Annotated in this window: 26 protein-coding genes and 1 pseudogene; 11 read left to right on the top strand and 16 right to left on the bottom strand. The window is 55.6% G+C overall.

What is annotated here, in order from left to right:
• The first annotated feature begins 9 nt into the window (after nt 1–9).
• Nucleotides 10–1,326, top strand: a complete 1,317-nt coding sequence (locus tag LJN55_RS21190; RefSeq protein ID WP_227535231.1) for a cytochrome c — start codon at nt 10–12, stop codon at nt 1,324–1,326.
• Nucleotides 1,327–1,525: 199 nt separating this feature from the next.
• On the opposite strand, the gene araD is transcribed toward LJN55_RS21190, so the two are convergent.
• From araD to LJN55_RS21135, 12 genes and pseudogenes are all read right to left on the bottom strand, one after another.
• Nucleotides 1,526–2,224: an L-ribulose-5-phosphate 4-epimerase gene (gene araD, locus LJN55_RS21185; RefSeq protein WP_171149298.1), complete on the bottom strand. Its 699-nt coding sequence runs from the start codon at nt 2,222–2,224 to the stop codon at nt 1,526–1,528.
• A complete protein-coding gene (locus LJN55_RS21180; RefSeq protein ID WP_227535230.1) occupies nt 2,221–3,078 on the bottom strand; it encodes an L-ribulose-5-phosphate 3-epimerase in 858 nt (285 codons plus the stop codon). The genes araD and LJN55_RS21180 overlap by 4 nt, the downstream gene beginning before the upstream one ends.
• A 2-nt stretch (nt 3,079–3,080) precedes the next feature.
• Nucleotides 3,081–3,743 (bottom strand): 3-keto-L-gulonate-6-phosphate decarboxylase UlaD, encoded by a 663-nt coding sequence (gene ulaD / locus LJN55_RS21175; protein WP_159336764.1) that lies wholly within the window; start codon nt 3,741–3,743, stop codon nt 3,081–3,083.
• Nucleotides 3,740–4,438 carry an FGGY-family carbohydrate kinase gene (locus LJN55_RS24095; RefSeq protein WP_407647814.1) on the bottom strand — a complete coding sequence of 233 codons (699 nt, stop codon included), beginning with the start codon at nt 4,436–4,438 and terminating at the stop codon, nt 3,740–3,742. Before LJN55_RS24095 ends, ulaD begins: the two co-directional genes overlap by 4 nt.
• A gap of 96 nt (nt 4,439–4,534) precedes the next feature.
• A pseudogene (locus tag LJN55_RS24090) lies at nt 4,535–5,221 on the bottom strand (FGGY family carbohydrate kinase); the annotation flags it as partial.
• Nucleotides 5,218–6,513 (bottom strand): MFS transporter, encoded by a 1,296-nt coding sequence (locus LJN55_RS21165; RefSeq protein WP_133842618.1) that lies wholly within the window; start codon nt 6,511–6,513, stop codon nt 5,218–5,220. The gene LJN55_RS21165 and the pseudogene LJN55_RS24090, both read right to left, overlap by 4 nt.
• 12 nt (nt 6,514–6,525) lie before the next feature.
• Nucleotides 6,526–6,996, bottom strand: a complete 471-nt coding sequence (locus LJN55_RS21160; protein WP_133842617.1) for a YhcH/YjgK/YiaL family protein — start codon at nt 6,994–6,996, stop codon at nt 6,526–6,528.
• 13 nt (nt 6,997–7,009) lie between these two features.
• On the bottom strand, nt 7,010–8,008 hold the full coding sequence (yiaK, locus tag LJN55_RS21155) for a 3-dehydro-L-gulonate 2-dehydrogenase (protein WP_227535227.1): 999 nt from the start codon (nt 8,006–8,008) through the stop codon (nt 7,010–7,012).
• A 411-nt stretch (nt 8,009–8,419) separates the two neighbouring features.
• Nucleotides 8,420–9,265, bottom strand: coding sequence for an SMP-30/gluconolactonase/LRE family protein (locus LJN55_RS21150; protein WP_167864304.1), 846 nt, complete (start codon nt 9,263–9,265; stop codon nt 8,420–8,422).
• A gap of 10 nt (nt 9,266–9,275) precedes the next feature.
• Nucleotides 9,276–10,376: an ABC transporter substrate-binding protein gene (locus tag LJN55_RS21145; protein ID WP_133842614.1), complete on the bottom strand. Its 1,101-nt coding sequence runs from the start codon at nt 10,374–10,376 to the stop codon at nt 9,276–9,278.
• Nucleotides 10,373–11,473, bottom strand: coding sequence for an ABC transporter permease (locus LJN55_RS21140; RefSeq protein WP_133842613.1), 1,101 nt, complete (start codon nt 11,471–11,473; stop codon nt 10,373–10,375). Before LJN55_RS21140 ends, LJN55_RS21145 begins: the two co-directional genes overlap by 4 nt.
• Nucleotides 11,474–11,514: 41 nt before the next feature.
• Nucleotides 11,515–13,041 (bottom strand): sugar ABC transporter ATP-binding protein, encoded by a 1,527-nt coding sequence (locus tag LJN55_RS21135; RefSeq protein ID WP_133842612.1) that lies wholly within the window; start codon nt 13,039–13,041, stop codon nt 11,515–11,517.
• A gap of 335 nt (nt 13,042–13,376) precedes the next feature.
• Between LJN55_RS21135 and LJN55_RS21130 the strand changes: the two genes are divergently transcribed.
• The 4 genes from LJN55_RS21130 (at nt 13,377) to LJN55_RS21120 (ending at nt 15,572) form a co-directional block, all read left to right on the top strand.
• A complete protein-coding gene (locus LJN55_RS21130) occupies nt 13,377–14,189 on the top strand; it encodes an IclR family transcriptional regulator (RefSeq protein WP_212813367.1) in 813 nt (270 codons plus the stop codon).
• A gap of 274 nt (nt 14,190–14,463) precedes the next feature.
• A complete protein-coding gene (locus LJN55_RS23955) occupies nt 14,464–14,592 on the top strand; it encodes a hypothetical protein (RefSeq protein WP_265105981.1) in 129 nt (42 codons plus the stop codon).
• Between the two features lie 44 nt (nt 14,593–14,636).
• Nucleotides 14,637–15,221: a DUF4225 domain-containing protein gene (locus LJN55_RS21125; RefSeq protein ID WP_227535225.1), complete on the top strand. Its 585-nt coding sequence runs from the start codon at nt 14,637–14,639 to the stop codon at nt 15,219–15,221.
• Complete coding sequence (locus LJN55_RS21120; protein WP_227535224.1) at nt 15,222–15,572, top strand: hypothetical protein; 351 nt, start codon at nt 15,222–15,224, stop codon at nt 15,570–15,572.
• A gap of 81 nt (nt 15,573–15,653) precedes the next feature.
• Here LJN55_RS21120 and LJN55_RS21115 read toward each other — a convergent pair whose 3' ends face one another.
• Nucleotides 15,654–16,562: a LysR family transcriptional regulator gene (locus tag LJN55_RS21115; RefSeq protein WP_227535223.1), complete on the bottom strand. Its 909-nt coding sequence runs from the start codon at nt 16,560–16,562 to the stop codon at nt 15,654–15,656.
• A gap of 95 nt (nt 16,563–16,657) precedes the next feature.
• Between LJN55_RS21115 and LJN55_RS21110 the strand changes: the two genes are divergently transcribed.
• The 4 genes from LJN55_RS21110 (at nt 16,658) to LJN55_RS21095 (ending at nt 19,702) form a co-directional block, all read left to right on the top strand.
• On the top strand, nt 16,658–17,722 hold the full coding sequence (locus tag LJN55_RS21110) for an SDR family oxidoreductase (protein ID WP_133842609.1): 1,065 nt from the start codon (nt 16,658–16,660) through the stop codon (nt 17,720–17,722).
• A gap of 140 nt (nt 17,723–17,862) precedes the next feature.
• Nucleotides 17,863–18,642: an L-threonylcarbamoyladenylate synthase gene (locus LJN55_RS21105; RefSeq protein ID WP_133842608.1), complete on the top strand. Its 780-nt coding sequence runs from the start codon at nt 17,863–17,865 to the stop codon at nt 18,640–18,642.
• 324 nt (nt 18,643–18,966) lie between these two features.
• On the top strand, nt 18,967–19,509 hold the full coding sequence (locus LJN55_RS21100; RefSeq protein WP_227535222.1) for a hypothetical protein: 543 nt from the start codon (nt 18,967–18,969) through the stop codon (nt 19,507–19,509).
• Entirely contained in the window at nt 19,475–19,702 is a 228-nt protein-coding gene (locus LJN55_RS21095) for a hypothetical protein (protein ID WP_227535221.1), read from the top strand. The genes LJN55_RS21100 and LJN55_RS21095 overlap by 35 nt, the downstream gene beginning before the upstream one ends.
• Nucleotides 19,703–19,723: 21 nt before the next feature.
• Here LJN55_RS21095 and LJN55_RS21090 read toward each other — a convergent pair whose 3' ends face one another.
• A complete protein-coding gene (locus tag LJN55_RS21090) occupies nt 19,724–20,617 on the bottom strand; it encodes a LysR family transcriptional regulator (RefSeq protein ID WP_227535220.1) in 894 nt (297 codons plus the stop codon).
• Nucleotides 20,618–20,754: 137 nt separating this feature from the next.
• On the opposite strand from LJN55_RS21090, the gene LJN55_RS21085 reads away from it, so the two are divergent.
• Together LJN55_RS21085 and LJN55_RS21080 are read left to right on the top strand one after the other, a co-directional pair.
• Nucleotides 20,755–22,056 carry a 3-isopropylmalate dehydratase large subunit gene (locus LJN55_RS21085; RefSeq protein WP_227535219.1) on the top strand — a complete coding sequence of 434 codons (1,302 nt, stop codon included), beginning with the start codon at nt 20,755–20,757 and terminating at the stop codon, nt 22,054–22,056.
• Between the two features lie 2 nt (nt 22,057–22,058).
• The gene (locus tag LJN55_RS21080; RefSeq protein WP_227535217.1) at nt 22,059–22,619 is read left to right on the top strand and encodes a LeuD/DmdB family oxidoreductase small subunit; all 561 of its coding nucleotides are present in this window, start codon (nt 22,059–22,061) and stop codon (nt 22,617–22,619) included.
• A gap of 319 nt (nt 22,620–22,938) precedes the next feature.
• Here the strand turns inward: LJN55_RS21080 and LJN55_RS21075 are convergent, their stop codons facing one another.
• Both LJN55_RS21075 and LJN55_RS21070 read right to left on the bottom strand, forming a co-directional pair.
• Nucleotides 22,939–23,595, bottom strand: a complete 657-nt coding sequence (locus LJN55_RS21075; protein ID WP_227535215.1) for a hypothetical protein — start codon at nt 23,593–23,595, stop codon at nt 22,939–22,941.
• Nucleotides 23,596–23,785: 190 nt separating this feature from the next.
• On the bottom strand, nt 23,786–24,412 hold the full coding sequence (locus LJN55_RS21070; RefSeq protein ID WP_133842604.1) for a LysE family translocator: 627 nt from the start codon (nt 24,410–24,412) through the stop codon (nt 23,786–23,788).
• Nucleotides 24,413–25,165 lie beyond the last annotated feature (753 nt).

Below are 25,165 nucleotides of genomic sequence, written 5' to 3'. Positions count from 1 at the left end.
GATAAGCAGATGAAAAAGTTACTTCTTATTGCCCTGTTGCCGGGCATGGTGGCGTTTAGCGCACTGGCAGACGACAACAACGATGCCCTGATTCAACGCGGTGATTACCTCGCCCGTGCCGGGGACTGCGTGGCCTGCCACACCAAAGCGGGCGGCGAGCCGTTCGCGGGTGGGCTGCCGATGGCAACGCCGATCGGCACGATTTACTCCACCAATATCACCCCGGATAAGCAGAGTGGGATTGGGGGTTACAGCTACGACGATTTCCAGAAAGCGGTACGTCATGGCGTGGCGAAAAACGGTGATACGCTGTACCCGGCGATGCCGTATCCCTCTTATGCGGTGGTCAGCGACGACGATATGCAGGCGCTGTACGCTTACTTTATGCACGGCGTAAAGCCGGTGGCACAGGCGAATCAGGAGAGCGACATTCCGTGGCCGCTGTCGATGCGCTGGCCGCTGGCGATCTGGCGTGGAATATTTGCCCCGGATGTGAAGGCGTTCCAGCCGATCAAAGGGCAGGATGCGGTGCTGGCGCGCGGCCAGTATCTGGTGGAAGGGCTGGGCCACTGTGGTGCCTGCCACACGCCGCGTAGTATTACCATGCAGGAAAAAGCGCTGAACAATGATGAGGGCAGCGACTTCCTTTCCGGCAGCAATGCACCGATTGACGGCTGGACGGCGAGCAATCTCAGAGGTGACGGGCGTGATGGCCTGGGCCGCTGGAGCGAAGATGATCTGGTGCAGTTCCTGCGTATGGGGCGCAACGATCATACGGCGGTGTTCGGCGGCATGACCGATGTCGTGCAGCACAGCCTGCAACACCTGACGCCAGAGGATGCGACGGCGATTGCTCGCTATCTGAAGTCGCTGGGCGCGAAAGATCCGAATCAGGTGGGCTTCACACCGGATGACACCGTTGCGAAAGCGCTGTGGAAGGGCGATGACAGCAAGACCGGGGCGTCGGTATATGTCGACAGCTGCGCGGCCTGTCATAAGACCGATGGCAGCGGCTATAAACGCTTCTTCCCGGAACTGCGCGGGAATCCGGTGGTGCTGGCCGAAGATCCCACATCGCTGATCCATATCGTGCTGAGTGGCGCACAGCTGCCGGGCATGAAAGATGCACCGACCACCATCACCATGCCGGCGTTTGGCTGGCGTCTGAACGACCAGCAGGTCGCCGATGTGGTGAACTTTGTCCGCACCAGCTGGGGCAATACCGCAACGTCTGCGGTGTCGGCCGGTGATGTGGCGAAGGTGCGTAAGGATGAGGCCGTGGTGCATCAGCAGGGGAATGTTGATGTAGAGAAGTTGACGCCGTAACGGGCTGAGCGACACATCATGCTTTCGTAGGGGCGAGGCACGCCTCGCCCTGGACGACAGGAACTCGTAGGGGCGAGGCACGCCTCGCTCTGGACGACAGGAACTCGTAGGGGCGAGGCACGCTTCGACCTGGACGACAGGAACTCGTAGGGGCGAGGCACGCCTCGCCCTGGACTACCGGTCTGCCCATTGCAGGCCATTATTGCCCGTAATACGCCCCCGCCCCGTGCTTACGCAAATAATGTTTATCCAGCAGCACCTGCTGCATATCACGCATCCCCGGCGTCAGCTGACGCGAGAAAATTCCCATATAGGCAATCTCTTCCAGCACCACCGCGTTATGTACGGCGTTATCCGCGTTACTACCCCAGGCGAACGGCCCGTGGGCGTTGACCAGCACCGCCGGGATCGCCGTCGGGCTGATGTCGCGTGAGCGGAACGTATCGATAATCACTTCACCGGTGTTGTGTTCGTAATCCTCAGCGATCTCCTGTGGCGTCATCAGGCGCGTGCAGGGAATGGTGCCGTAGAAATAATCCGCGTGGGTGGTGCCCCAGGCAGGCAGATCCAGCCCGGCCTGCGCCCAGATGGTGGCATGGCGCGAATGGGTGTGCACGATGCCGCCGATATCAGCAAACGCCCGGTACAGCGCCAGGTGGGTGGCGGTATCGGAAGAGGGCTTCTTGCTGCCTTCCACCGTGCGGCCGCTTTCCAGCTCCACCACCACAATATCGTCAACGGTCATGCCGTCATACTCCACGCCGGAAGGCTTGATCGCCACCAACCCGCTGCTGCGGTCAATGGCGCTGACGTTGCCCCAGGTAAAGGTCACCAGATGGTGGCGCGGCAGCGCCAGATTGGCCTCGAAAACCTGCTGTTTCAGCGTTGATAAGCTCATTGTAAGCCTCCTTCCTGCATTTTTTGTTCAATCCAGCGCCGGGCCTGCACGATCTCGGCCACCGGCTCCTCGGCTTTTTCTGTCCACATCTCAATCAGGAATGCGCCACGATAGTTAAGCTGCTTCAGCGTGCGGAACACGCCGACAAAATCGACGCAACCCTCGCCAAACGGCACGTCACGAAACTGCCCCGGCGAACTCGCGGTGACGGGCTGGGTATCCTTCAAATGGATAGCGGCAATGCGGTCAATGCCCAGCGCCAGTTCGGCGGCGACGTCGTTGCCCCAGGCCGTCAGGTTGCCGACATCAGGGTAGACGGTGAACCACGGCGAGGCCTGCTGCTTATCCCAGTGTTTCCATTTGCTGATGGCGTTCATAAATTCGGTATCCATGATTTCGACGGCCAGCATCACCTGCGCCGCCGCGGCGCGATCCACCGCCCACGCCAGCCCTTCGGCAAAGCGTGCCACCGTGCCTTCATCGTGCGGTTCGTAGTAGACGTCGTAGCCCGCCAGCTGGATGGTGCGGATGCCGACGTCTTTTGCCAGCTGGATCGCCTGCTCCATCAGCTTATAGGCCTGCTCACGGATGGCCGGGTCGCGGCTGCCGAACGGAAAACGGCGATGACCGGACAGGCACATCGAGGGAATGGTCACCCCGGTTTCCATCATCGCGTTGACCAGCGACAGGCGCTGCTCCTTGCTCCACTGAAAGCGCGACAGGCGCAGGTCGGTTTCATCCACCGACATCTCGACGAAGTCGAAGCCGCAGGCTTTCGCCAGGGCAAGGCGTTCCGGCCAACTCAGATGAGAAGGCAGGGCTTTTTCATAAATTCCCAGCGGGTGTTGGCGCATGGTTAGTGTCCCCAGATGTTGGCAATCGCCTGATGAAACTCGGCGGCGGTGGCCAGCCCGTCGGCACTTTCGCTGAGCGCCCGGCCGACGATAAAGGCTTTCACATCAATTTGTTTAAACTGCGGCAACTCGTCCGGGGTGATCCCCCCGGTGACCGACAGGGCAAAACCCAGGTCGGAGAGCGCTTTCATCGCGTCCAGATCCTGCGGGCTCCACTGCTGGCCGCTGGCCTGGGCGTCGCGCCCACGATGGTAGATGGCCTGCGTCAGCCCCAGTTCACGCCAGCGCTTAGCCTCTTCCATCGTCCAGTGGCCGAACAGCTCAATCTGGATATCGCCCTGGTGCTGATGCGCCACCTCCAGCGCGCTGGCAAAGGTCGCCAGCGGTGCCGCACAGATCACCGTCATCCAGTTGGCCCCGGCTTCAAACGCCAGTTTTGCCAGCGTGGCCCCGGCATCCGCCACTTTAAAATCGGCCACCAGCGTTTTCCCCGGTAGCTGCTGGCGCAGCTGGCGTACGGCGTCAATTCCGGCGCTGAAGCAGAGAATGGTGCCCGCTTCCACGATATCGACCTGCTGATGCAGGCGCTGCGCCGTCTCCAGCGCGGCATCCAGCTGGGTGTGATCGAGCGCCAGCTGCAGCTGGGGAACCCGTGAATGACTCATGGTGTGACTCCTTGTGCGGCGATCAGCGCCGTGAGTAGCTGCTGATAACGCTGGTATTTTTTCTGATACAACACATGACGTTGTGCGTCCGGCTGATAGCTGATGATGACGGGTGCCAGCGCCTGCTGCGCCTGTTGCAGGGAGGTCCAGGCTCCGGTACCCGTCATCGCCGCCAGCGCCGCCCCCAGGCAGCCGCTTTCTTCAATCTGTGGGATCTCGACGGGCAGCCCGCTGGCATCGGCAAACATCTGCATCCACTCAGCGGAACGCGTTGGCCCGCCGCTCAGGCGCAGGGCGCTGACCTGCGGGAAGCGGGTAAGAATGCGGTTGAGATGGGTGAGGTGCGAGAACACCACGCCCTCGTAGATCGCCTGCACCAGGTGGCCGCGCTGATGGCCTGCCTGCAAACCAAAGAAGCTGCCGTGCAGGTCGGCCCCGGCGTTGCAGCCGTAAAGGAACGGCAGGAACAACAGCGAGCTTTGTGCCGGGGGCAGAGCGGCGACCCACTGATTCAGCTGTGCATAGTCGTCAATCCCCCACTGCTGGCAGAACCACTCCAGATTGGCCGCCGAGGTCGGGCTGGCTTCGTGAATGATGTACTGCCCCTCAATGGCGTAGCGCCCGTACACGAACGGATGGCCACTTTCATCGCTGATGCGGTCGGTAATGCCGCTGGTGACCGACCAGGTGCCCATCACCGCGTTCAGTCGGGTATCGTCATGCAGCCCGGCGCACAGCGCGGCAGACACCACATCAAACAACCCGCCGACCACAGGCGTACCTGCACGCAGCCCGCACAATGCTGCGGCTTCCGCTGTCACCTCTCCGGCGATGGCGGTCGGGCCGACAATTGGAGGCAGGGCAGGCAGAATATCGCCGAGGCCGAGGGTGTCCGCCAGGGCGGCAGACCAGTCACCTTTCTCCATATCGTAGAGATTGGATTCAGAAATATTGGTCTCTTCGCAGGCCAGTTTTCCGGTCAGGCAATAGCGCAGATAGTCATGGGCCATCAGCACGCTGCCAATGGCCGCATAGCGCTGCGGCTCATGCTCTTTTAACCAGCGCAGCAGCGACACCGGGTGCCCGGTCCACAGCGTTTGCCGCGTCAGCGGGTAGAGCGTCTGCGGCATCCCTTCGCGCTGCCACTGTTGCACCAGCGCCAGCGCCCGGCGATCGGACGAGAGGATGCCGTTGCCCAGCGGTTTCTGCTGTTTATCCAGCAAAAACAGCCCCTTACCCTGCGCGGAAATGCCCACGCCTGCCACCTGAGCAGCCTCCAGCCCGCTGTTTTGCAGCACCTCAGCAATCACGCGGGCAGCCTGCTGCCACAGCAGCGGCATATCGCGTTCTGCACGCCCCGGCTCCGGCACCAGCACTGGCAGAGTCTGCCGTGCCACCGCGCGTTCACGCCCTTCAGCGTCATACAATCCGGCCTTAATGAAGGTGCCGCCGCAGTCCAGCCCTAACCAGTAGTTCATGCTGCCTCCCTGTTTTGTGCATCGCAACGCGCAGGCAGCGTCAGCGCCAGCAGCGAGGCAATCGTCAGTGAGATTGCCAGGCTGTAAACCCCGGCATCTTTGCTGTAAGCGACAATCAGCACGCCGACCATATAAGGACCACAGAAGCCGCCGAGGTTACCCAGCGCGTTAATCACGCCGCGCGCACCGCCTGCCACTTCGGCATTAAACAGGCGGGGAGGGATACTCCAGAACACCCCTGCTGCCGACTGAATAAAGAACCCGCAGCCGCACAGCGCGGCGTACGACCACCAGATATGAGATTTCAGCAGGACTGACAGCGCCATGCAGAGGGCAAACCCGGCCAGCGGCAGGGCGACGAACAGCTTGCGCCGCCCGGTAGCATCGGACAGCGATGAGAACAGGAACATACCGAAGATCGCCCCGACATAGGGAAGGATCGCCAGAAAACCGACCTGCTCCAGGTTACCGTTGGTCAGCCCTTTCAGGATGGTGGGTAGCCACAGCGTGTAACCGTAGATCCCGGTCTGGTAGAAGAAATTCACCATGATCAGTCGCCACATCACCGGCTCTTTCATTACCTGGCGTAGCGAGGCTTTACGGGTGTTTTTGCCTTTGATCAGCAGCTGTTCGTCGTGCAGGGTTTTGATCAGATACTGTTTTTCAGCGGGCGAGATCCACTTCGCCTCTTGCGGGCGGTTGCTGATGGTGAAATGCCACAGCCCCATGACAAACAGCGACAGCACGCCTTCCACAAAGAACAGCATGCGCCAGTCCCAGGCGGTAATGATCCAGCCGGAAAGTGGGGCGGTGAGGATCCCGGCGATCGGCACAAACATGATCACAATTGCGTTGGCACGGCCGCGTTCGGCATCGGGGAACCAGTTGCCGATCATGGTCAGCACCACCGGCAACATCCCACCTTCGGAAACCCCCAGCGCAAAGCGCAGCGCCAGCAGTTGATACTGATTCGTCGCCAGCCCGGTCAGCAGAGAGATCACCGCCCAGGCCAGCAGCGACCAGCCAATAAAGCGTTTACCGTTGCCGTAGACCGCCAGCTTTCCGCCGGGCACCTGCAAGAACAGGTAACCGATAAAGAAGATCCCCCCAGCCAGCCCGGCCATCGAGGCGCTGATGCCGAGGTCGGCGTCCATCCCGCCGGGCATGGCGAAGGCGATATTGACCCGGTCCATATAGGAAATAATGCAGGTGATCAGGATCGGTGGAATGATCCGCAGCCAGCGCAGCGAAGGGATCCCTTCGCGTGAGATCGATGTGGAAGTCAGGCTCATAGTGATCCTCTTTTAGTCAGCGAGATCGGCCGTGGGGATCTTCACCACCACCTTGCGAATGGCTTCGGGAGCATTCACCGCACAGTTCGGACGGTGAATATCCTGCGGGAAGAACACCGCAAAATGGCCTGGCTGCATCAGCACCAGGGTTTCATGTGGGGCATCCTGGTAAAAGATGATGTCGCGTTCGTCGTCATAGGGCTGGTGGATAGCGGGTTCACACTTCTCCGTTGCCACGCCCATCAGCTCATTACCGGACACCAGGTACTGCACATCGATAAAACGGCGGTGCGCCTCAGGGTAGTTATCGCCGTGCGGAGCGGTGTGCAGATCCAGCACCTGTATCTGCCAGCCGGTGTGATCGTCCTGATAGCGCCCGGCTGCCATGCTGGCCAGATCGTGGCGGGCTAACCAGTCGATGGCGTGTGCAATCGTCGGCGGATAGTGGTGGGCATCGGTGTTGTTGATATGGCCAAAAATCATGCGGTTTCCTCCCTTACATTGCCTGGATGCGTGCCCAGACGCGTTCATCCACCGGAATGCCGAGGCGCTGGTTCTCAGCACGGATACCGGGGAATTTATGGCCAGGCAGACGGATGGCCTGCTGGCTATCGGCGCGCTCGGCTCCGGTGATGGACTCGCGGATGCGTGCCAGCTTGCTGTCGCGGGTGGCGCCGTCGATCAGACGGTCAACGTCAATGGCGATAAACACCTGGGAGATACCGAATTCGTCGCCGTTGTCTTCGGTGACTTCCGTGACGGAGGCACCGTTGGAGAGCAGGGTGGCGACCATATCCAGTACGATGGACAGGGCGGAGCCTTTCCAGTAACCCATGGGTAAAATGCGGCGATTTTCTTCAATCGTGGCGGGATCGCGGGTGTATTCCCCGTCATTGTCAAAACCGCCGTCGACCGGCAGCGTTTTGCCCGCCAGGCGATTCACTTCCAGCATGCCGTAGGAGAACATCGACATCGACATATCGACCATGGTGATCGGTTCACCCGGCACGGCGACGATCAGCGGGTTGGTACCGATGGCGCAGTTTTTTGCCCCCCACGGCGGCATCACCGCGATGGAGTTGGTCCAGCAGACCCCGATATAGCCTTTTTCCGCTGCCTGCCAGCCGTAGCTGCCGCCGCGCATCCAGTGGTTGGCATTACGCAGCGCCACCAGCCCAATACCGTGGTCGTCGGCCAGCGCAATGGCGCGATCCATCATGCTTTGGGCGGTGAGGTTACCGATGGCGCGGTGGGCATCCCACTGTTCGATAGCGCCCAGCGAGAGGATTTTTTCCGCTTCGGCCTGCGGCACGATGTGCCCGGCATCCAGCTGCTGGATAAAGCGGGGGAAACGATTCACCCCGTGGGAGTAAACGCCGTTCTCGCTGGTGTCGGCGAACAGGGTGGCGCAGCTTTCGGCTTTATCTGCCGCCACGCCGCGTGCCAGTAACACCCGCAGGAACTCTTGTTTCAACTGCTGATAGCTGATTCTCATACTGCTGTTTCTCCCCGGAGGTGGCTTTATTTCAATATGTGGAATATCGTTCCAAATAAATCCTATGCGCCTGGTGGGAACAAGTCAAAGAAACGGAGTGGAATTTAATCTTTATAAAACAGTGAGATAAAAATAGTGTTGGGTTATGTGATCGCCAACACATTGGGTGAAATTGAGGCGTGGGGAAACCGGGTCAGGCATGCCTGACCCCTACATATTAAAAAACCGACGGCACCGTCACCCCAGGGGCGAGGCACGCCTCGCCCATCCCGAACCGATCCCCGTCACCCCAGGGGCGAGGCACGCCTCGCCCGGCCCGAACCGATCCCGTCACCCCAGGGGCGAGGCATGCCTCGCCCGGCCCGAACCGATCCCCGTCACCGTAGGGGCGAGGCATGCCTCGCCCGGCCGTTAACCGATGATCACCCGGTACAGCGAGGTGGTCGCAGTGATATACAGCTCGTTACCGTCCGGGCCGCCGAGGGTGCAGTTCGACACCCGTTCCGGCACGGGGATCTTGCCCCGCGTCTGGCCCAGGCTGTCGAAAATAATCACCCCATCGGCGCAGCTGCAATAAAGGTTGCCGCGGTTATCCACGCAGAAGCCATCCGGGAAACCGGGGGCGACCTCGGCAAACTGCCGCCCAGCTCCCAGCTCCCGTCCCTCGACCGGATAGACCCGCAGCTGACGGCGGCCCAGCGTCGGGAAGTCGACGATGGACATATCCGCCACATACAACAGACGCTCGTCGGGCGAAAAGGCCAGCCCGTTGGGGCGTTGCAGATCGCTGGCGGCGATAGTCAGTTGTCCGCTGGCCGGGTCGAAGCAGTAGAGGTAACAGCCGATCACCTGGCTGTGCGCGTGATAACCCTCGTCGTCACTGACGATGCCGTAAGGGGGATCGGTGAACCAGATCGTTCCGTCGGATCGCACCACCACATCGTTCGGCGAGTTAAAGCGTTTACCCTCGACCTTCTCCACCAGCAGTGTGACGCTGCCATCATGCTCGGTACGGCTGATAGCACGGCGGCCATGCTCGCAGCTGACCACCCGGCCCTCATTATCGCGGGCGTTACCGTTGGCATAATGCGAGGGTGAGCGCCAGAGACTCACCTCACCGCTACGCTGCCAGCGGAACATGCGGTTGCCTTTCACATCGCTGAACACCACGGCGTCCTGCTCTGGCAGCCACACCGGTCCCTCTGCCCATATCGCCGGGGAGCAGAGCGTTTCCAGCCTGAGATTATCGGTCTGCATAACGCCTCCGTTACTTCACGCCCCAGATGGTTTTGTAGTGTCCCTGATAGTCGTTCTGCGGGTCGTAATGGTTCTGCGGACCGCCGTCACTGCCAATATTTTCTTTGGTGATCAGGTGCGCGGGGGTGACGTAACCTGACGGCGGCTGCCCGGCAAAGGCACGGTTAAACTCATCCAGCAGCTGCCAGCCGTGCAGTTTCAGCGGCTCGGCCACGGTGCCGATCTGGCTGTCACCGCTGCGGATACGCTGGAAGGCAGAGATTGAGCCGTCCCCGGCGGAGATATTAAACGGCGCATTTTTACCGCCTTTACCGGCGGTTTTCAGCGCGGGGGCCATAAAGTCAAAGTAGAGATCGTTGATTGCCAGCGCGTACTGGAACTTATCGCCGTACTTCTGCAACAGACTGAAGGTCATGGAGGGCATGCGGTTGGCGGTGTCGGCCAGCGGCGTATCGATAAACTCCACCACTTTACAGCCGCTGCACTTCTCAATTTCCTGCTTCATCGCATTGGCCTTATCCAGTGCGATTTGGTAGAGCGAATCGGTGAAGATCAGCACCTGTGCCTTGCCGCCGGACTGTACCACCGCATACTGCGCGGCGAGGCGGGCCACTTCGTTGGAGTCAGAAGTGATGTTGGCGACCACACCGTATTTAGCAATCGGCCCTGGCTGAGGTTCCGCGTGCCAGGCCATCAGCACGATTTTTTGCTGAAGGGCTTTTTTCAGCGGAATTTTGGCAACGTTCGGATTCCAGCCGCCAATCACGATGCCGTCCGGGCGCTGAGCAATGGCCTGGTTCAGCGCGGCCAACTGGTCTTTTACCGAGCCGCCACCGTCGAGGGTTTCCAGCTTCCAGCCTGCGGCAGCGGCGGCTTCACTCAGCCCCTGCTGCACGCCCTGTACGCCGCCATTTTTCATATCCGAGGCGATAAAAATCACCTTCTTATTCTTTTGCAGGACAGGCCCGGTGGTCGGGCCGTCCCACTCGGTGACGCTGGCCGTGGCTTTAGTAATGGCGGCGGTGGCCTGATCGAGGTAGCTGTCGGCCCAGGCGGGCAGCGAACCTGCCAGCAGGGTGCCAAGGGTCAGAGCAAGAAGATGGCGTTTCATAGGGTACTCCCTGGAGTGATGGTTTTCTGGTTATTGTCAGGAGTGGTAGCCGGGGTGCTTTGACTGCGCACCACGGCCTTTTGGTTCAGCATCCGGCGGCGCTGGGCGTAACCGGCGAGGGTAATGGAGAGCAGTAAAGTGGCACCGTTAAACAGCGGCTCTACCCAGAAATCGCCGCCGAACTGCTGGATACCGGCGATGCCGATCGCCAGGATAGCAATCCCCACCACGGTGCCCCAGACGTTGACGCGGCCCGGACGGATGGTGGTGCTGCCGAGGAACGCGCCCACCAGGGCGGGCAGCAGGTAATCCATACCCACGCTGGCCTGGCCGACACCCTGTTCAGCCGCGATCAGCACCCCGCTAAACCCGGTCAGTACGCTGGAGGCGATAAAGGCACCGATAGTAAATTTGTTGACGGCAATGCCGTTGAGCCGTGCCGCAGCAGGGTTGCCGCCGACGGCATACATGCAGCGTCCGAGCGGGGTGTGTTCGGTGATCAGCCACAGGATGATGGCTACCGCCAGCACGTAGAAGGCACCCACCGGAATACCGAAGATTTCGGTATGGTGCAGGGCGGTGAAGGCATCCGGCAGATCGCCGACAATCTGGCGGCCGCCGGAGTGCCACAGTGCCACGGCATACAGCACGGTGCCGGAACCGAGGGTGGCAACGAAGCTGTCGATATCGGCCAGCGCTACCAGAATGCCGTTCAGCAGCCCGTAGAGCGCGGAAATCGCCAGCACGGTCAGCACCGCCATCTGCCAGGAGAAGCCATATTCCACCTGTAAGGTGATGGCGAGGATATGCCACAGCACAATACCAAAGCCGACGTTAAGGTCGATTTTGCCGACAATCATCGGGATGGTGGCCGCCAGTGCCAGCAGGGCGATTTTGGCTTTACTGGCGAGGATCGCCTGCAACGTCAGCATGCTGGCGAATGACGGCGAGAGCACGGAAAACAGCAGAGTAAGCAGGATGCACAGCAGTAGCAGACCGTAGCGGGTGACGATTTGCATCGACCATGCAGCGGCACCATGCTCGCCAAGGCTGACCCGCTGTTCCAGCGCGGTCGATTTCACGGATGTTTTGGACATAACAGCTTCTCCTGCCACCGTCGAAGGGTGGCGTTGACAATTCAGACGGTGGCGACAGGGGTTTCGTGACTGGCCGAAGCCAGTTCGAGCAGGTTGGCAAACGTGACCTGGTCATTTTTCAGTTCGCCGACCACCTGACCACGGTTAAACACCAGTGCGCGGTTGCAGATATGGGCGATCTCTTCAAAGTCATTGGAAATCACCAGCACCGCAATGCCGTCGGCCAGCGCTTTGTTCAGCAGGTGATAGATCTCTTCGCGTGCGCCGACATCGACGCCTGCGGTGGGGTCTTCGAGGATCAGCAGCGGGGCATTGAGGTGCATCCAGCGTGCCATGACGACTTTTTGCTGGTTACCGCCGGAGAGGGCGCTGATATCCAGGTTGACGTCTTTCGGACGCACATCGAATAACTGCACTTTCCACCAGCTGGCGCCGATTTCAGCCCGGCGACCGTAACGTGACAGCAGCGGGTGGCCGCTGGCACAGGGGTTAAGAAACAGGTTTTCACGCACGCTCATCGACATCACCAGGCTTTCTCCGGTGCGGTCGCCCGCCACCAGTGAGACACCCGCGGCCATGGCCTGCTGTGGTGACTGGGCGTGATAGTCTTTATCGCGAAACGTCATGGTGCCACCGCTGCGCTGGCGCAGGCCGAACAGCAGGCGGCCAATTTCTTCCTGTCCGGCACCGCGCAGCCCGGCCAGTGCCAGCATTTCACCGGGTTGCAGGCTGAAGGACACCGGGCCGACCTCATCAATGCGCAGCTGGTTGAGCGTCAGCACTGGAGGTTGCCCTTCAGGCAGCGCTTCGCGCTGATCGCCGTCGATGGCTTCCCCGACGATCATTTCGACGAGGTTGCGCAGGGTATATTGCGCCGTCATGCCGCCCGCCACGCGTTTGCCGTCGCGCATCACGCAGACGCGGTCGGCAATCTCAATCACTTCATCCAGGCGGTGGGTGACGTAAATCATCCCGACTTTTTTACTTTTCAGGCGGTTGATCACGCTGAACAGATGGCGCACATCGTTGGCGGGCAATGAGGCGGTGGGTTCATCCAGCACCAGCACTTCGGCATTGACCGCCACGGCGCGGGCAATCGCCAGCAGGGATTTCTCAGTGCGCGACAGCTCAAACACGCGGGCGTCCGGGTCCAGAGCGATGCCGACTTCATCCAGCGCAGCACGTGAACGTTCGCGCACCGCTCGCCAGTCAATCAACCCCAGACGACGGGTAAACCCCATCACCAGTGCCATATTTTCGGCCACCGTCATCCACTCAATCAGCCCGAGATCCTGATGGATAAAGGCGATGGGTTGCTGGCGGGCCGTTTTTAAACTGGCGGCAGAGGCGATACTGGCGTTTTGAAAGCGGATATCACCGCTGTCACGACCATAGACGCCCGCCAGCACTTTGATCAGGGTGGATTTTCCGGCACCGTTTTCCCCCAACAGGGCGACCACTTCACCGGGGAAAACCTCCAGACTGACATCGTTGACGGCAATATTGCCACCGAACCGTTTGGTGATATGGCTCAGCGTAAGAACCGGTGTACCGGGTGTATGCTGCATTACAGCCTCCTGCAACTCCTGGTGAGCATCAACAGCGGCGACAGCAAGAAAAAACACCGCAATATTTCAATATGCGAAATCAAGTTTCAAAAATACTATTCTCTGTTGGAACGGAAAGCAAAGATGTGACGGTTTTATTTGTTGTTTAAAAACAATGGGTTGTTTTTAATGTTGTGGAATTGTGATGAATAGCTCACTTCTGGATGGGCGTTTTTTGGCAGATTTGTCCCTCAGAAAATGCACTGAAACGTCGTTCCATATTCACAGTACGGGATGCATGGGTTACCATCTGGCAACTCCCCGGACGGGGCGCGGGAAACTTAGAGGAAGCGTGGATGAGCGTAAAAGCGGATAGCGTGAAGGATGATAAGAAAGACAAGCCGCTGGGGACGCAGAGCCTGTTTCGTGGCCTTCAGTTGATTGAACTCTTAAGCAACTACCCTAACGGTTGCCCGCTGGCCCATCTCTCGGAACTCTCCGGGATGAACAAAAGTACCGTGCACCGACTGTTGCAGGGGCTGCACAGCAGCGGCTATGTGACACAGGCACCGTCGCCGGGCAGCTACCGGTTGACCACCAAATTTATCTCTGTCGGGCAGAAGGCACTTTCATCGCTCAATGTGATCCACGTGGCGGCGCCGCATCTGGAAAAACTCAATCTTGAGGTAGGGGAAACGGTGAATTTCTCCAGTCGGGAAGATGATCATGTGATCCTGATTTATAAGCTGGAGCCGACCACCGGAATGATGCGTACCCGTGCTTATATCGGCCAGCATATGCCGTTGTACTGTTCGGCGATGGGCAAAATCTTTATGGCCTGGGGCAGCGAAGAGTATCCGGCGCACTACTGGCAGAGCCATCAGGACACCATTCAGCCCCTGACAAAAAACACCATCATCACGCTGCCGGAAATGCTGGAAGAGCTGAAAAATATTCGCCAGCAGCAGACGGCGATGGACCGCGAAGAGAACGAGCTGGGCGTCTCCTGTATTGCCGCTCCGGTGTTTGATATTCAGCAGCGGGTGCCGTATGCGGTATCCGTGTCCCTGCCGACGGCGAAACTCCAGCAGATTGGGGTGAAAAAGCTGATGGCTCCTGTGGTAGCCACCGCGAAAGCGATCTCTGCTGAATTGGGTTTTCACGGGTAATTAAACGGGTAATGTGGGCACAAAAAATTGTGCCGCTGTGGTTTTAACACTGCCATGCTATGGCAATCCCTCGTCGGGGTCGATTATCGTTTCCGATCGATCCGTGTTGATGGTGTGCACTAGTGGCAGGATCTGCGCTGCCACACGACATACAACGGCAGGCCGTGCCGGACCAGATAGTCAGTCCCGATTCTGAAAAGCTGATCGTCAACCCAGAACTCAACAAATATCATGGTAAAGTGTATGGGTTTAAAAACATAACAAGGAGAAAGTGATGTTTTCAAGAACGGCTAGTAAAGAGGATTTTAACAGTGCGGTTCAGCAATTAAATAAAGTCAGCAATATAACAGCACTGACTTATCTTCCAACAGGATATGCCCGTGCGCTTTTTTTTATGAGATAAAAAATTTTATCTCTCATATTACACGTGAAGTAGATATTCAGTGTATGTCACTGAGTGGTGCTATAAAAACATTGAATGAAGAGACTGATAATTTGCGAAATCAGGAATTTCAGTTGATGGCCGGAAGAATGGTGCAGTATGCAGCAGTGAAAAAAGAAGTGCACAATAGAAGAATTGTGCTGGTCCTTAAACAAGTTGGTTTTGTTAGCGGCGGTGTTCAGTTTTTTGGTGGGACTGGGATTTGTGCTGCGTCAATGGGAGGGCTTTGTGCTGCTTATGGGGCATCGTTAGCTGCACATGGATTCAATAATGTCTATGAAAATGGATATTATCTTTTATATCGGAAAAATAAACAGGGTTGCATCCGACAAGCCTACCGGGAACTTGCTAAGGGGTTGGGATACAGTAAAGCTCAGGCTGATGTTGTTTATAGTGTCGTTGATATTGGTCTGTCTGGATATGGTTTGGTGAGAAACATCCCAAAATCTGATTCATTTCGCCTTTTTAGACATATAAATACAGATTTTATTCGTGGCTGGAAAGATTTAGGACCTGTTCCTCTTGTTGCTGAGATAATAGGAGACATAAATACATTGCAAAGTGTTTATCCATCATCAGGAGAGAATTAAATGTACAGGGATGTGGTCATAACGGATAGCTCATGGTTAGTCATAATAGGATATGAATTAGTTTCACTATTATTGATGATCCCACTTTATCTGCTTAGCTCAGAAAAAATTTTTACCTTACGGCGCAAAAAGTTGCTTAACCTGGTGATTGTTTTGATAGTGGGGAGCTGCCAGTTTGGTATTGCCAGGTTTGGTGCCGGGTCACTCTATCGGTTTTTTAATTACGCCGCATGGGATGACAGCATTATTCGATATTCTGCTGTGCTATTTTTCATTTTTTATATTCTGTTCCTGGCTGACTGGAAAAAAATATTCAGTTTAGAAAAGGGCCGCGTTAAAAAAGATAAATAATGATAGTGCGATGCGTAAATGTTCTTACGTTGAATATCACAGGGTGACCGCTGCATTCGCAGCGGCCCAGGCCATCCCTGGTTATCCAATCCTCAACGTCGCCAGTGCACTCAGCAGCGCATCGACCTTCGGCGTGAGCTGCTTTCTGCGTGGCCACACCACATACAGCGGCAAGCCCGGCACCGCCAGTTCCGGCAGGAATCCCACCAGCTCACCGCGTGCCAGTTGTTCTTCCATCAGCCAGGTCGCCATCTGTGCCACGCCCAGCCCGGCCATCACTGCTGAACGCTGCGCTTCGCCATCCCCCAGCGCCATCCGGTGTGGCACGGTGCGTGTGGTAATGCGGCCATCCGGCGAGGTGACATGCCACGGGCTGGTACTGCCGTCGATGCGGTCATACACAATCGCCCGGTGCTGCTCCAGCGCCTCTAACGACTGCGGTGTACCGTGCTGCGCCAGATAGTCAGGCGAGGCGCAAAAGATCAACTGCTCGCAGCCGAGATAACGCACCGCCAGCGAAGGGGGATAACTGCCTGGCCCGCCGATGCGTACCGCGACATCCACGCCCTCTTCAAACAAGTCAACAAAACGGTCCGAGAACGACAGGTTAAGCTGCATGTCCGGGTGCTGCTGGCAGAAGTGATTGAGCAGCGGCATGACATGCAGCCGGCCAAAGGTATGGGGGACGGCAACGCGCAGACGGCCCACAGGAATGGTACGCTGAGCCGCCAGCACCGATTCGGCTTCGCTCAGCTCCCCCAGCACGCGGGTACAGGTGTCGTAATAGGCCTGCCCGGCATCGGTCAGTGCCAGGCTGCGGGTGGTGCGCTCAAACAGCCGTGAACCGAGGCGCGCTTCCAGCCGTGCCACGCTTTTACTTACGGCAGAACTGGTCAGATGCAGCCGTTCGGCGGCGGCGGTAAAACTGCCGCTCTCCACCGTGGCAACAAAGGCGGTGATGCCTTTCAGGCGATCTTCAGATGAGGCCATTCGTTCCTCCTGTTCATGAATACTGTGAATTTATACCTGAGATGAGAATTTAATTCTCTATTAAGCTGGAGGCATTACTGAACAGGAGAGAAATTATGCAACAACGAGCTTTGATTGTCGGCGTCAGCGGCGTCACCGGAAGTGCCCTGGCAGAACGCCTTCTGGCGCAGGGTTGGCAGGTTTATGGGTTATCACGCGGCCGCACGCCGGTCACCGCCGGGGTCACTTCGCTGACCGCCGATTTGACGGACAGCGCATCCGTCCAGGCCGCACTGAAAGAGGTGGTGGTCGATAAGGTGTTCTTCAGCGCCTGGGCACGTCAGGAAAATGAGAAAGAGAATATCCGCGTCAACGGTGGCATGGTGCGTCATGTCCTGGATGCACTGGGCGACACCCTGAAAGGGGGCCATGTGGCGCTGATCACCGGGCTGAAGCACTACCTGGGTCCGTTTGATGCCTACGGTAAAGGCAGTGTGCCGGTGACCCCGTTCCGTGAGGAGCAGGGACGTCAGCCGGTAGAGAACTTCTACTACGCGCAGGAAGATGAAGTCTTTGCCGCCGCAGAAAAATATGGCTGCACCTGGAGCGTTCATCGCCCGCATACGGTGATTGGTTTCGCGGTGGGTAATGCCATGAATATGGGGCAGACGCTGGCGGTGTACGCCACGTTGTGTAAAGCGAGCGGTCAGCCGTTTGTCTTCCCGGGTTCACAGGCGCAGTGGCAGGGCGTTAGCGATATGACGGATGCCCGCCTGCTGGCCGACCAGCTGATTTGGGCCGCCACCACGCCTTCGGCGCAAAACCAGGACTACAATGTGGTCAACGGTGATGTGTTCCGCTGGCAGTGGATGTGGGGCGAAATCGCCGGATACTTTGGTCTTGAAGCCGCGCCATTCAACGGCGAGCAGCCGCTGGAAGGACGTATGAACGACGCCGCTCAGCAGTGGCAGGAGATTGCCCAACAGCACAACCTGAAAGAGAGCGACGTCACCAAGCTGGCCTCCTGGTGGCATACCGATGCCGATCTCGGTCGCCCGATGGAAGTGTTTACCGACGTCAGCAAAAGCCGCAAAGCCGGGTTCAATGGGTATCAGCCAACGCGCGAAGCCTTCTTTGAGCTGTTTGACCGGCTGAAAGCAGAGCAGTTAATCCCACGCTGACAGGCAACGGTTGTTTCCTCCGGGAAACAATCATGGCTTTTTGATGTTTATTGTTGCGCTAAAAACTGGCTGTGGCAGGATGGTTTCAACGGGTGATTACCCACTTAATTTGAACCGAATCTGAACGCAAAGGTGCTGTTATGAACGATAAAGTGGTTAACTGGAATGGTGGCTTACAGCCGGAAGCCGTGAAGATCCTGTCTGCTAACGGCGGCATGATCGTCTGCCCGACCAAAGTGGGCTACATCATCATGACGTCTGATGCCAAAGGTCTGGAGCGCAAGTTTGACGCCAAGCAGCGTAACCGTAACAAGCCAGGCGTGGTGCTGTGTGGTTCTCTGGAACAGCTGAAAGAACTGGCCCAGTTAAACCCTGAAATCGAAGCACTGTATCAGCAGCACTGGGACCAGGATGTTCTGCTGGGCTGCATCCTGCCGTGGAAAGAAGAAGCGGTGGCACGTATCCCGGATGACGGTTCTAAAGAGCTGATGATGGACCGCCGCCAGACCAGCTGCTTTGTGATTAAGTTTGGCGTACCTGGCGAGAATCTGGCGAAAGAGCTGTGGGAAAACCACGGTAAATTCTCCTTCGCCAGCTCCGCGAACCCATCAGGTAAAGGAAACCGTGGCCTGGTAGAAGGCATTGGCGAGCGCATCGAAGCGCATGCAGACCTGATTATTGCTGCCAACGACTACGTGAAATCCATCCAGCCAAACGAGTCTGAGAAGACCCGTTACGAGCAGGGCGTGATGGTGGCGATGGTTGACGATAACGGCAAACTGGTGCCAGAGCAGAAAGGCGAGCGTAACATCACGCCATGCCCGGTGCTGATCCGTAAAGGTCTGGATGTGGATAAGATTATGTCGATCATGTCTGACATCTTTACTACCTGGGATTACCGTCACGGCAACTATTATTAATTTTACCCGTCATACTTGACGCTACAGCGGCGTTGGCTTCATGTGCTCACCCCGGTCACTTACTCCAGTAAGCTCCCGGGGATTCACGCATTCGCCGCCTTGCTATAACGCCAATTATTTAGGGTAATTTACCCGTCATACTTGACGCTACAGTAGCGTTGGCTTCATGTGTTCACCCCGGTCACTTACTCCAGTAAGCTCCCGGGGATTAACACATTCGCCGCCTTGCTATAACGCCAATTATTTAGGGTAATTTTCCCGTCATACCTGATTATTATTTTAACTCATTGAATATAAATCACTTTATGCATAGGGAGATGCTAAGTGAATAACAAATTTCAATGGCAGCCGCCATTTGAAGACAAGTACGGCAATGGTATGATTTATCGTAATTTTCTACTTTGTGGGGAATTATATGGTGTTGGCTTTGAGCAGATAATGTCGCCTCATGACCTGGCTTCAAAAGGCATTGACCTTCTTCATGCCTGCCCAGGATTTACGTTTCCTGCAAATGGGGTCTGGGCAGTGGTCTTTGACTCACTTGATCCTGCCACCGAAGAACCAACAGGTTACAGACATGTTCGGCATCGTGGACTCGCCAGCGGCAGGGTGCTGCTCAACGTTGCAAGTATAATTTATGACCATTATACTATTTGCAATGCAGGTGCCTATATCTTTACCGCCGCAGCTGACCTTGAGCATCAACGCGCTACAGATTTAGCAGTAATCTACTCGCGAGCGCTCGGTCTTGAAGGCCATCCAAAAAGCAAAATATTTAGTCGACTGGAAGGATGGGAGGCATACACAGATGTTGAAGCAGGAGGAAGAGGTTATGTCGTCACAACTCAAAGTTACCACATTGCATAATGTATCAACGGATCGCCTTTTTCATGAGATGGCGCAACGTTTGCAAGCTGCCGCAGGACGTGACATCAAAGATAAATTGGCTACTGGTGATCTCAAGATCGTTAATAGCCGGTATGTGACTACCAATAGTAGCCTCAAGGTACAAAGGGCTTCAGTATTTGGTGTCAGGCCCAAAAACACCCAGCTTAAATAATAAAAAACCCGCAAGGTTTTTTTATTGATGTAACGCCTTCTGCAAATCCTCAATAAACAGTCTCACGCGCGGTGAAATAAAATTATCACTTTTCACCAGAACGTATGACTTATAAATATCCATTTCCCAGTCGGGTAATAACTGCACCAGTTCCCCACGGGAAACCGCTTCCTGTGCAATATAATTAGGCAGATAGGCGATGCCGGTTTGTGCCACGGCTGAGTTTAATAAAGCGATGCTGTTATTGGCGCGAAAACGACTGCGGACTTCAATGTCTTTCTTCTGCTTTTCTTTACGGAACGGTAATGAAATCGTGTGGGCCGGGCCGCGAAACAGAATAAAGTCATGGCGCGGCAGATCGTCCGGGCTGGCGATAGGCTCGATATTTTTCAGGTAATCTGGGGCGGCATACAGCCCCCAGGCGATGTCCATCAGCGGACGATAATGGCGGTGGTCGGGTAATTCGCGCGTGATGGCAATGGCGATATCACAGCCATCATCCTCCAGATTGACCGCGCGATCGGTCAGGTCGAGATCGACACTGACGTGGATATTGCTGGCAACAAAACTGTTCAGCGCCGGGACAATACACTGACAGCCAAAGGTGACCGGGGCCACCACGCGCAGGCTGCCGGTTGGCTCTTCGTGGAACTGCCGAATAAACAGATCGGCGCTTTTCACCTCATGCAGGATGCGGTAACAGTAGTGATAGTACGTCATCCCGACTTCGGTGACCTGAATCCGCCGGGTGGTGCGTTGCAACAGTTTTGCCCCGAGGCGCACTTCCAGCGACGAGATCTCTTTACTCACCGAGGATTTTGCCAGCCCCAGCGCTTTCGCAGCTTCGGTATAGCTTAACGTTTCCACCACCTTGGCAAAAATAATCATCCCGTGCAGGTTTTCAAAATCGCTCATTAATATCCCGGATTGTTCTGAGGCGGAAACAATAGAGGATATTAGCATATTCCTCGTTTACCGCGCAGAGAAAAGCGGTAAGGTGATTAAAATTTATTTACTTTCAATGGCCGAAATATCACGCAGAGATAAATAGCATGGGGCAGACAATCAGTCAGAAAATACTCGCTCGTGCCAGCGGGCGGGAAACCGTTACGCCTGGAGAAATAGTCTGGGCAAAAGTGGATATATTAATGTCGCACGATCCCTGTACGCCGGGTGTCGCCAGCGTATTTAAAAAAGAATTTGGTGAACAGGCGAAAATATGGGATGCCGACCGTTTTATTCTGATCCCGGATCACTTTGTTTATTCGGCTGACCCGCAGGCTAATCACAATATTCGTGTGATGCGCGAGTTCGCTCAGGAGCAGAAGATTAAATACTTCTACGATGTCGGCACGCCACAGTATAAGGGCGTTTGCCATATTGGCCTGGCCGAAGGCGGGCATACCCGGCCCGGCGAGGTGTTACTCGGCACCGATTCCCATACGGTCACCGCCGGGGCTTTTGGCTGTTTTGCTGTCGGGCTGGGGATCACCGATGCGGCCTATGCGCTGGGGACCGGCGAAATCCCACTGAAAGTGCCCACCACCATCCGGGTTAACTATCACGGCACGCTGCCGGCGCATGTGCAGGCAAAAGACCTGATCCTGGCGCTGCTGGCTGAGCTGACGGTGGAAGGGGCAACCTATGAAGCGATTGAGTTCGGCGGCAGTGTCATTGATGCCTTGTCGGTGGAAGAGCGTATGACGATGTGCAATATGGTGGTGGAGTGTGGTGGGAAGAACGGCATTATGGTGCCGAACGCAGCCACGCTCGCTTATCTGGCGGAACGCACCGATATCCCCTTTAGTATAGTGACGGCCGATGCGGATGCGGACTATAGCCGGGTGGTCGAGTTCGATGTGACGTCCATGCAGCCGCTGGTGGCAAAACCTCACTCACCGGATAACGTGGTGTCGATTGATACGCTGAAAAATGTCGCCATCTCTCAGGCTTATATTGGTTCCTGTACGGGCGGCAAGCTGGCGGACTTTATCGCTGCTGCGCAGGTGATGAAGGGGCGTAAAGTGTCGATCCCGACCTTTGCCGTTCCGGCCACTAAAGAGGTGTTTCATCGCCTGATCACCACGCAAATTGCGGGGCAGTCGGTGTATCAGATCCTCACCGATGCCGGCGTGCAGCTGTCGTCAGAAGCGGGCTGCGCGGCCTGTTGCGGCGGCCCGGCCGATACCTTTGGTCGCGTGCATCAGCCGATTTCAGTGATCTCCACCACCAACCGTAACTTTGTTGGCCGCATGGGGAACAAGCGTGCCACTATCTATCTGGCCTCCCCTTATGCCGTAGCGGCGGCGGCGGTGACCGGCATGATCACCAACCCTGTTGAATTCGGAGTGTAAGCATGGAATCGATCATAAGCGGCGCGGTATACGTGCTGGGTGACAATATTGATACCGACCAGATTCTGACCGCCGAGTATCTCAAAGTGAATCCTTCGACGCCGGAGGGCTATGCGCAGCTGGCCTCACTGGCGATGTGTGGTCTGCCGGAAGGTGCACTACCGTTTATCGATGTGCAGAATGGGCGCTCGGCTTATCCGATTATTGTGGCGGGGAAAAACTTTGGCTGCGGTTCCTCGCGTGAGCATGCCGTGATGGCGCTGGGTGCCGCCGGAGTGCAGGCAGTCATTGCCCGGTCTTATGCGCGCATCTTTTTCCGCAACTGTGTTGCGACCGGGGAGCTGCTGCCCGTGGCGACCACCGCAGCGCTGTATCAGCAGTTGCAAACTGGCGACCGGGTGAGTATTGATACCCGCAGTCAGACGGTGACCGTGCTGGCAACGGGCGAACAGCTGGCGATTGATCCGGTGGGGGAGCTGGCGAATATCATTGATGCGGGCGGGTTGTTTGCCTATGCGCGCGCCAGTGGGCGTATTCAGCGTGTGCAGGCCTTATTGCTGTAGTCGATCGTGAAATATGTTGTCAACCTGTGATTGTATGCATTAAAATTTATTTTACTATCATTTTTACAACAGGAGTTAAAAGAGAATGAATCTCAACTTGATATTACATTATGTTTTAATGTTATTTTCATCAGTGTTTTTAATTCTGTCAATAGCAACATTAATAAGTTTATCTTTTGTGGTCAAAGAAATAGTTGACGCTGGTGGGTTGTATGGCGTCAACTCAGGAAATCTTGCTGGTCACTTAGTGATATTGCTTTTTAGTATGGGGTGCTTTTATTTTTCGCTAAAGGCAACCCACAAAACAAATAGGTGATTGTTATTTCCTTGATAACCCATTAATAACATTGATAAATACTTTGTTAAATCCCTCTGGATCTGTTTCTCTCAGCCTTATGGCGTCGACAAACGGATCTAAGAACTCACTTATCATGAAATATAAAAGATCTAAATCTCTGTCTCTCTTCAACATTAAGTAGATATAGGATGATTTTTTACTTAGTTCTCTGGAACCATAAATAGAACGGGATCTTAGTCCTCCTAAGGTAGCTGCAAGAGATAACGATGAGTTGAAGGCTATTTTTGCTATGATCTTAGTTGTAAATAGGGATGCAATATCTTGCATCAACACATGAGTAATGAAATATTTACCTGTTAATTTTGCTACTTTTTCAGTTAAGCTCTCAAGAGCACTTTTCTTGATATTCCTGGTATGCTCTGAAATAATTATTACTACTAACTTTCTTAAGTCATCGTTGGATACTCCATATCTAAGGCGACTGATTAATCTTATTGTTTCACTACGATTAGCCCATCTATTATCTGTGTCCAAAAATTCATATGTCAGATAACCAATATCTTTTGAAAAATTAATAATTGTATTACCTAAAGTGGTTGTGTACTTCCAGTATAAATTTTGGCTACTACTTTTTAGTGATGCAATAATTTGATTAGATATCCTTTCAACTGACGACATATAAATCTCCCTGTTTACTATCATCCTTAGACTATATTATCATTTTTTCTGCCTGACGCGATATATCGGGTATTAGGAAAGGTGAAGTCGCGCACGGTTAACCCTGTCGAAAAAGTCAAACAGGGATACCTGCCAGGGCAGGGGTAAGCGGCGAACCCGCATTGCAGGCTCGGCCGTAAAGCAGAAGGGATTATTTCGCTGAAATCGCCAGCGCGCCACCGGCAAAGACAAACAGGCTGCCGGTAGAACGGTTGAGGATGCGCAGACGACGTGCATTGGAGAACACCCCTGACAGGCGGCGTCCGGCGCAGGCATAGCTGAACATAATGCTAAGATCCAGCACCGCCCAGGTGATGGCCAGAGTAGCAAACTGCGCAGCATGTGGCTGGCTGGCATCAACAAAGTTCGGGAACAGTGCCGCGAAGAACAGCAGATCTTTCGGGTTACTGATACCGACCATAAAGCCTTTGCGGAACAGGCGTAATGCGCCCGGTGCCTCTTCCAGCTCCACGGCATTCACCGCAGCAGGCTCGCTGTTATCACGCCAGGCCGCAATGCCCAGCCAGATCAGATACGCGGCACCGACCACTTTCAGCACGGTAAAGGCGGTGGTAGATGCCGCCAGGATGGCACCCAGCCCCAGCGCAGAGGCGGTCATCAGCATCATGGCGGCCAGCACGCCGCCCGTCACCGTTGCCAGTGCCTGTTTACGGCCGTAGCGCAGTCCGTGGGTCATGCTGATCAGGGCCGAAGGGCCGGGGATGGCAATCAGTGCGGCAATCACACCGGTATACGCCAGCCAGAGTTGAAGCGTCATTACATAATCCTTTCTGGTTATCACCCTCAGCCTGAGGGCGCCGGGTCTGTTCTTTTCGTCAAATTACGAAGGTGCAATAGTTTATTTTCCCGGCAATGAGAAGTAAATCACAGTCGGGAAATATTCCTGTAACGAGGCCTGCCAGCGATTCAGTACATGCTCCCTCGACCAGCGAGTTTCAGGCGCAAGCGGCCGTTGAGTGGGATAAACACCGCAACGGCCTCCAGCCGATCTATCCACTGCGTGCGTGCGAGCGTGTGCAGTCACCGTGGATAAAGCATTTTCCATCAGGGCTCTCTCTGGGTATTGTCTGAATTAGACAAAAAATGCCCCCATACTTAACTTTTACAAGCCCGTAACATTGCAGCGCGGGCTCAACAGGCACAGCCACACATCATGGGTAAGCGGAAAAATACGCTAATCTTCTGTAAGCGTTGAAGAATACTGTTAAAAACGCCAGAGAAATCATTTTTGCCTTTTTTTGCCACCAGCGTCGTTAAGCTGCTGTAATTTCGCGATTAATGAACACTATTTTAAAAAATAAATAGGCAGTCAGAAATGAAGGGAAAACGGCAATTTTCATTTTTATTGTCAATGAATTTGGCTTATTTTCCCTTTCGTTTATTTTTTGAAATATCTGTTCATTAAGAGTAATGGAAACATCGGGTTGCGCGTTGAGACTGCGGTACTATAATAACTTCCTTAATCCACCAGCGACTTTGCCATAATATTTAGGCATCAGGAGGTTCTTAT

It is taken from the genome of Erwinia rhapontici, from assembly GCF_020683125.1.
Taxonomy (GTDB): domain Bacteria; phylum Pseudomonadota; class Gammaproteobacteria; order Enterobacterales; family Enterobacteriaceae; genus Erwinia; species Erwinia rhapontici.
The sequence above is the reverse complement of the archived record's forward strand: the minus strand, read 5'-3'. Positions and strand labels throughout refer to the sequence as shown.

Excerpts from the sequence above, each read along its gene's own strand:
- LJN55_RS21180 (WP_227535230.1), bottom strand. The coding sequence starts at position 3,078 with ATGCGCCAACACCCGCTGGGAATTTATGAAAAAGCCCTGCCTTCTCAT.
- LJN55_RS21145 (WP_133842614.1), bottom strand. The coding sequence starts at position 10,376 with ATGAAACGCCATCTTCTTGCTCTGACCCTTGGCACCCTGCTGGCAGGT.
- LJN55_RS21070 (WP_133842604.1), bottom strand. The coding sequence starts at position 24,412 with ATGACGCTTCAACTCTGGCTGGCGTATACCGGTGTGATTGCCGCACTG.
- LJN55_RS21135 (WP_133842612.1), bottom strand. The coding sequence starts at position 13,041 with ATGCAGCATACACCCGGTACACCGGTTCTTACGCTGAGCCATATCACC.
- yiaK (WP_227535227.1), bottom strand. The coding sequence starts at position 8,008 with ATGAGAATCAGCTATCAGCAGTTGAAACAAGAGTTCCTGCGGGTGTTA.
- LJN55_RS24095 (WP_407647814.1), bottom strand. The coding sequence starts at position 4,438 with ATGGGCACCTGGTCGGTCACCAGCGGCATTACCGACCGCATCAGCGAT.
- LJN55_RS21115 (WP_227535223.1), bottom strand. The coding sequence starts at position 16,562 with ATGGCCTCATCTGAAGATCGCCTGAAAGGCATCACCGCCTTTGTTGCC.
- LJN55_RS21110 (WP_133842609.1), top strand. The coding sequence starts at position 16,658 with ATGCAACAACGAGCTTTGATTGTCGGCGTCAGCGGCGTCACCGGAAGT.
- LJN55_RS21190 (WP_227535231.1), top strand. The coding sequence starts at position 10 with ATGAAAAAGTTACTTCTTATTGCCCTGTTGCCGGGCATGGTGGCGTTT.
- LJN55_RS21080 (WP_227535217.1), top strand. The coding sequence starts at position 22,059 with ATGGAATCGATCATAAGCGGCGCGGTATACGTGCTGGGTGACAATATT.
- LJN55_RS21165 (WP_133842618.1), bottom strand. The coding sequence starts at position 6,513 with ATGAGCCTGACTTCCACATCGATCTCACGCGAAGGGATCCCTTCGCTG.
- LJN55_RS21150 (WP_167864304.1), bottom strand. The coding sequence starts at position 9,265 with ATGCAGACCGATAATCTCAGGCTGGAAACGCTCTGCTCCCCGGCGATA.
- LJN55_RS21105 (WP_133842608.1), top strand. The coding sequence starts at position 17,863 with ATGAACGATAAAGTGGTTAACTGGAATGGTGGCTTACAGCCGGAAGCC.
- LJN55_RS21160 (WP_133842617.1), bottom strand. The coding sequence starts at position 6,996 with ATGATTTTTGGCCATATCAACAACACCGATGCCCACCACTATCCGCCG.
- LJN55_RS21075 (WP_227535215.1), bottom strand. The coding sequence starts at position 23,595 with ATGTCGTCAGTTGAAAGGATATCTAATCAAATTATTGCATCACTAAAA.
- LJN55_RS21090 (WP_227535220.1), bottom strand. The coding sequence starts at position 20,617 with ATGAGCGATTTTGAAAACCTGCACGGGATGATTATTTTTGCCAAGGTG.
- LJN55_RS23955 (WP_265105981.1), top strand. The coding sequence starts at position 14,464 with ATGTTTTCAAGAACGGCTAGTAAAGAGGATTTTAACAGTGCGGTTCAG.
- LJN55_RS21095 (WP_227535221.1), top strand. The coding sequence starts at position 19,475 with ATGTCGTCACAACTCAAAGTTACCACATTGCATAATGTATCAACGGAT.
- araD (WP_171149298.1), bottom strand. The coding sequence starts at position 2,224 with ATGAGCTTATCAACGCTGAAACAGCAGGTTTTCGAGGCCAATCTGGCG.
- LJN55_RS21085 (WP_227535219.1), top strand. The coding sequence starts at position 20,755 with ATGGGGCAGACAATCAGTCAGAAAATACTCGCTCGTGCCAGCGGGCGG.
- LJN55_RS21120 (WP_227535224.1), top strand. The coding sequence starts at position 15,222 with ATGTACAGGGATGTGGTCATAACGGATAGCTCATGGTTAGTCATAATA.
- LJN55_RS21130 (WP_212813367.1), top strand. The coding sequence starts at position 13,377 with ATGAGCGTAAAAGCGGATAGCGTGAAGGATGATAAGAAAGACAAGCCG.
- LJN55_RS21140 (WP_133842613.1), bottom strand. The coding sequence starts at position 11,473 with ATGTCCAAAACATCCGTGAAATCGACCGCGCTGGAACAGCGGGTCAGC.
- LJN55_RS21125 (WP_227535225.1), top strand. The coding sequence starts at position 14,637 with ATGTCACTGAGTGGTGCTATAAAAACATTGAATGAAGAGACTGATAAT.
- ulaD (WP_159336764.1), bottom strand. The coding sequence starts at position 3,743 with ATGAGTCATTCACGGGTTCCCCAGCTGCAGCTGGCGCTCGATCACACC.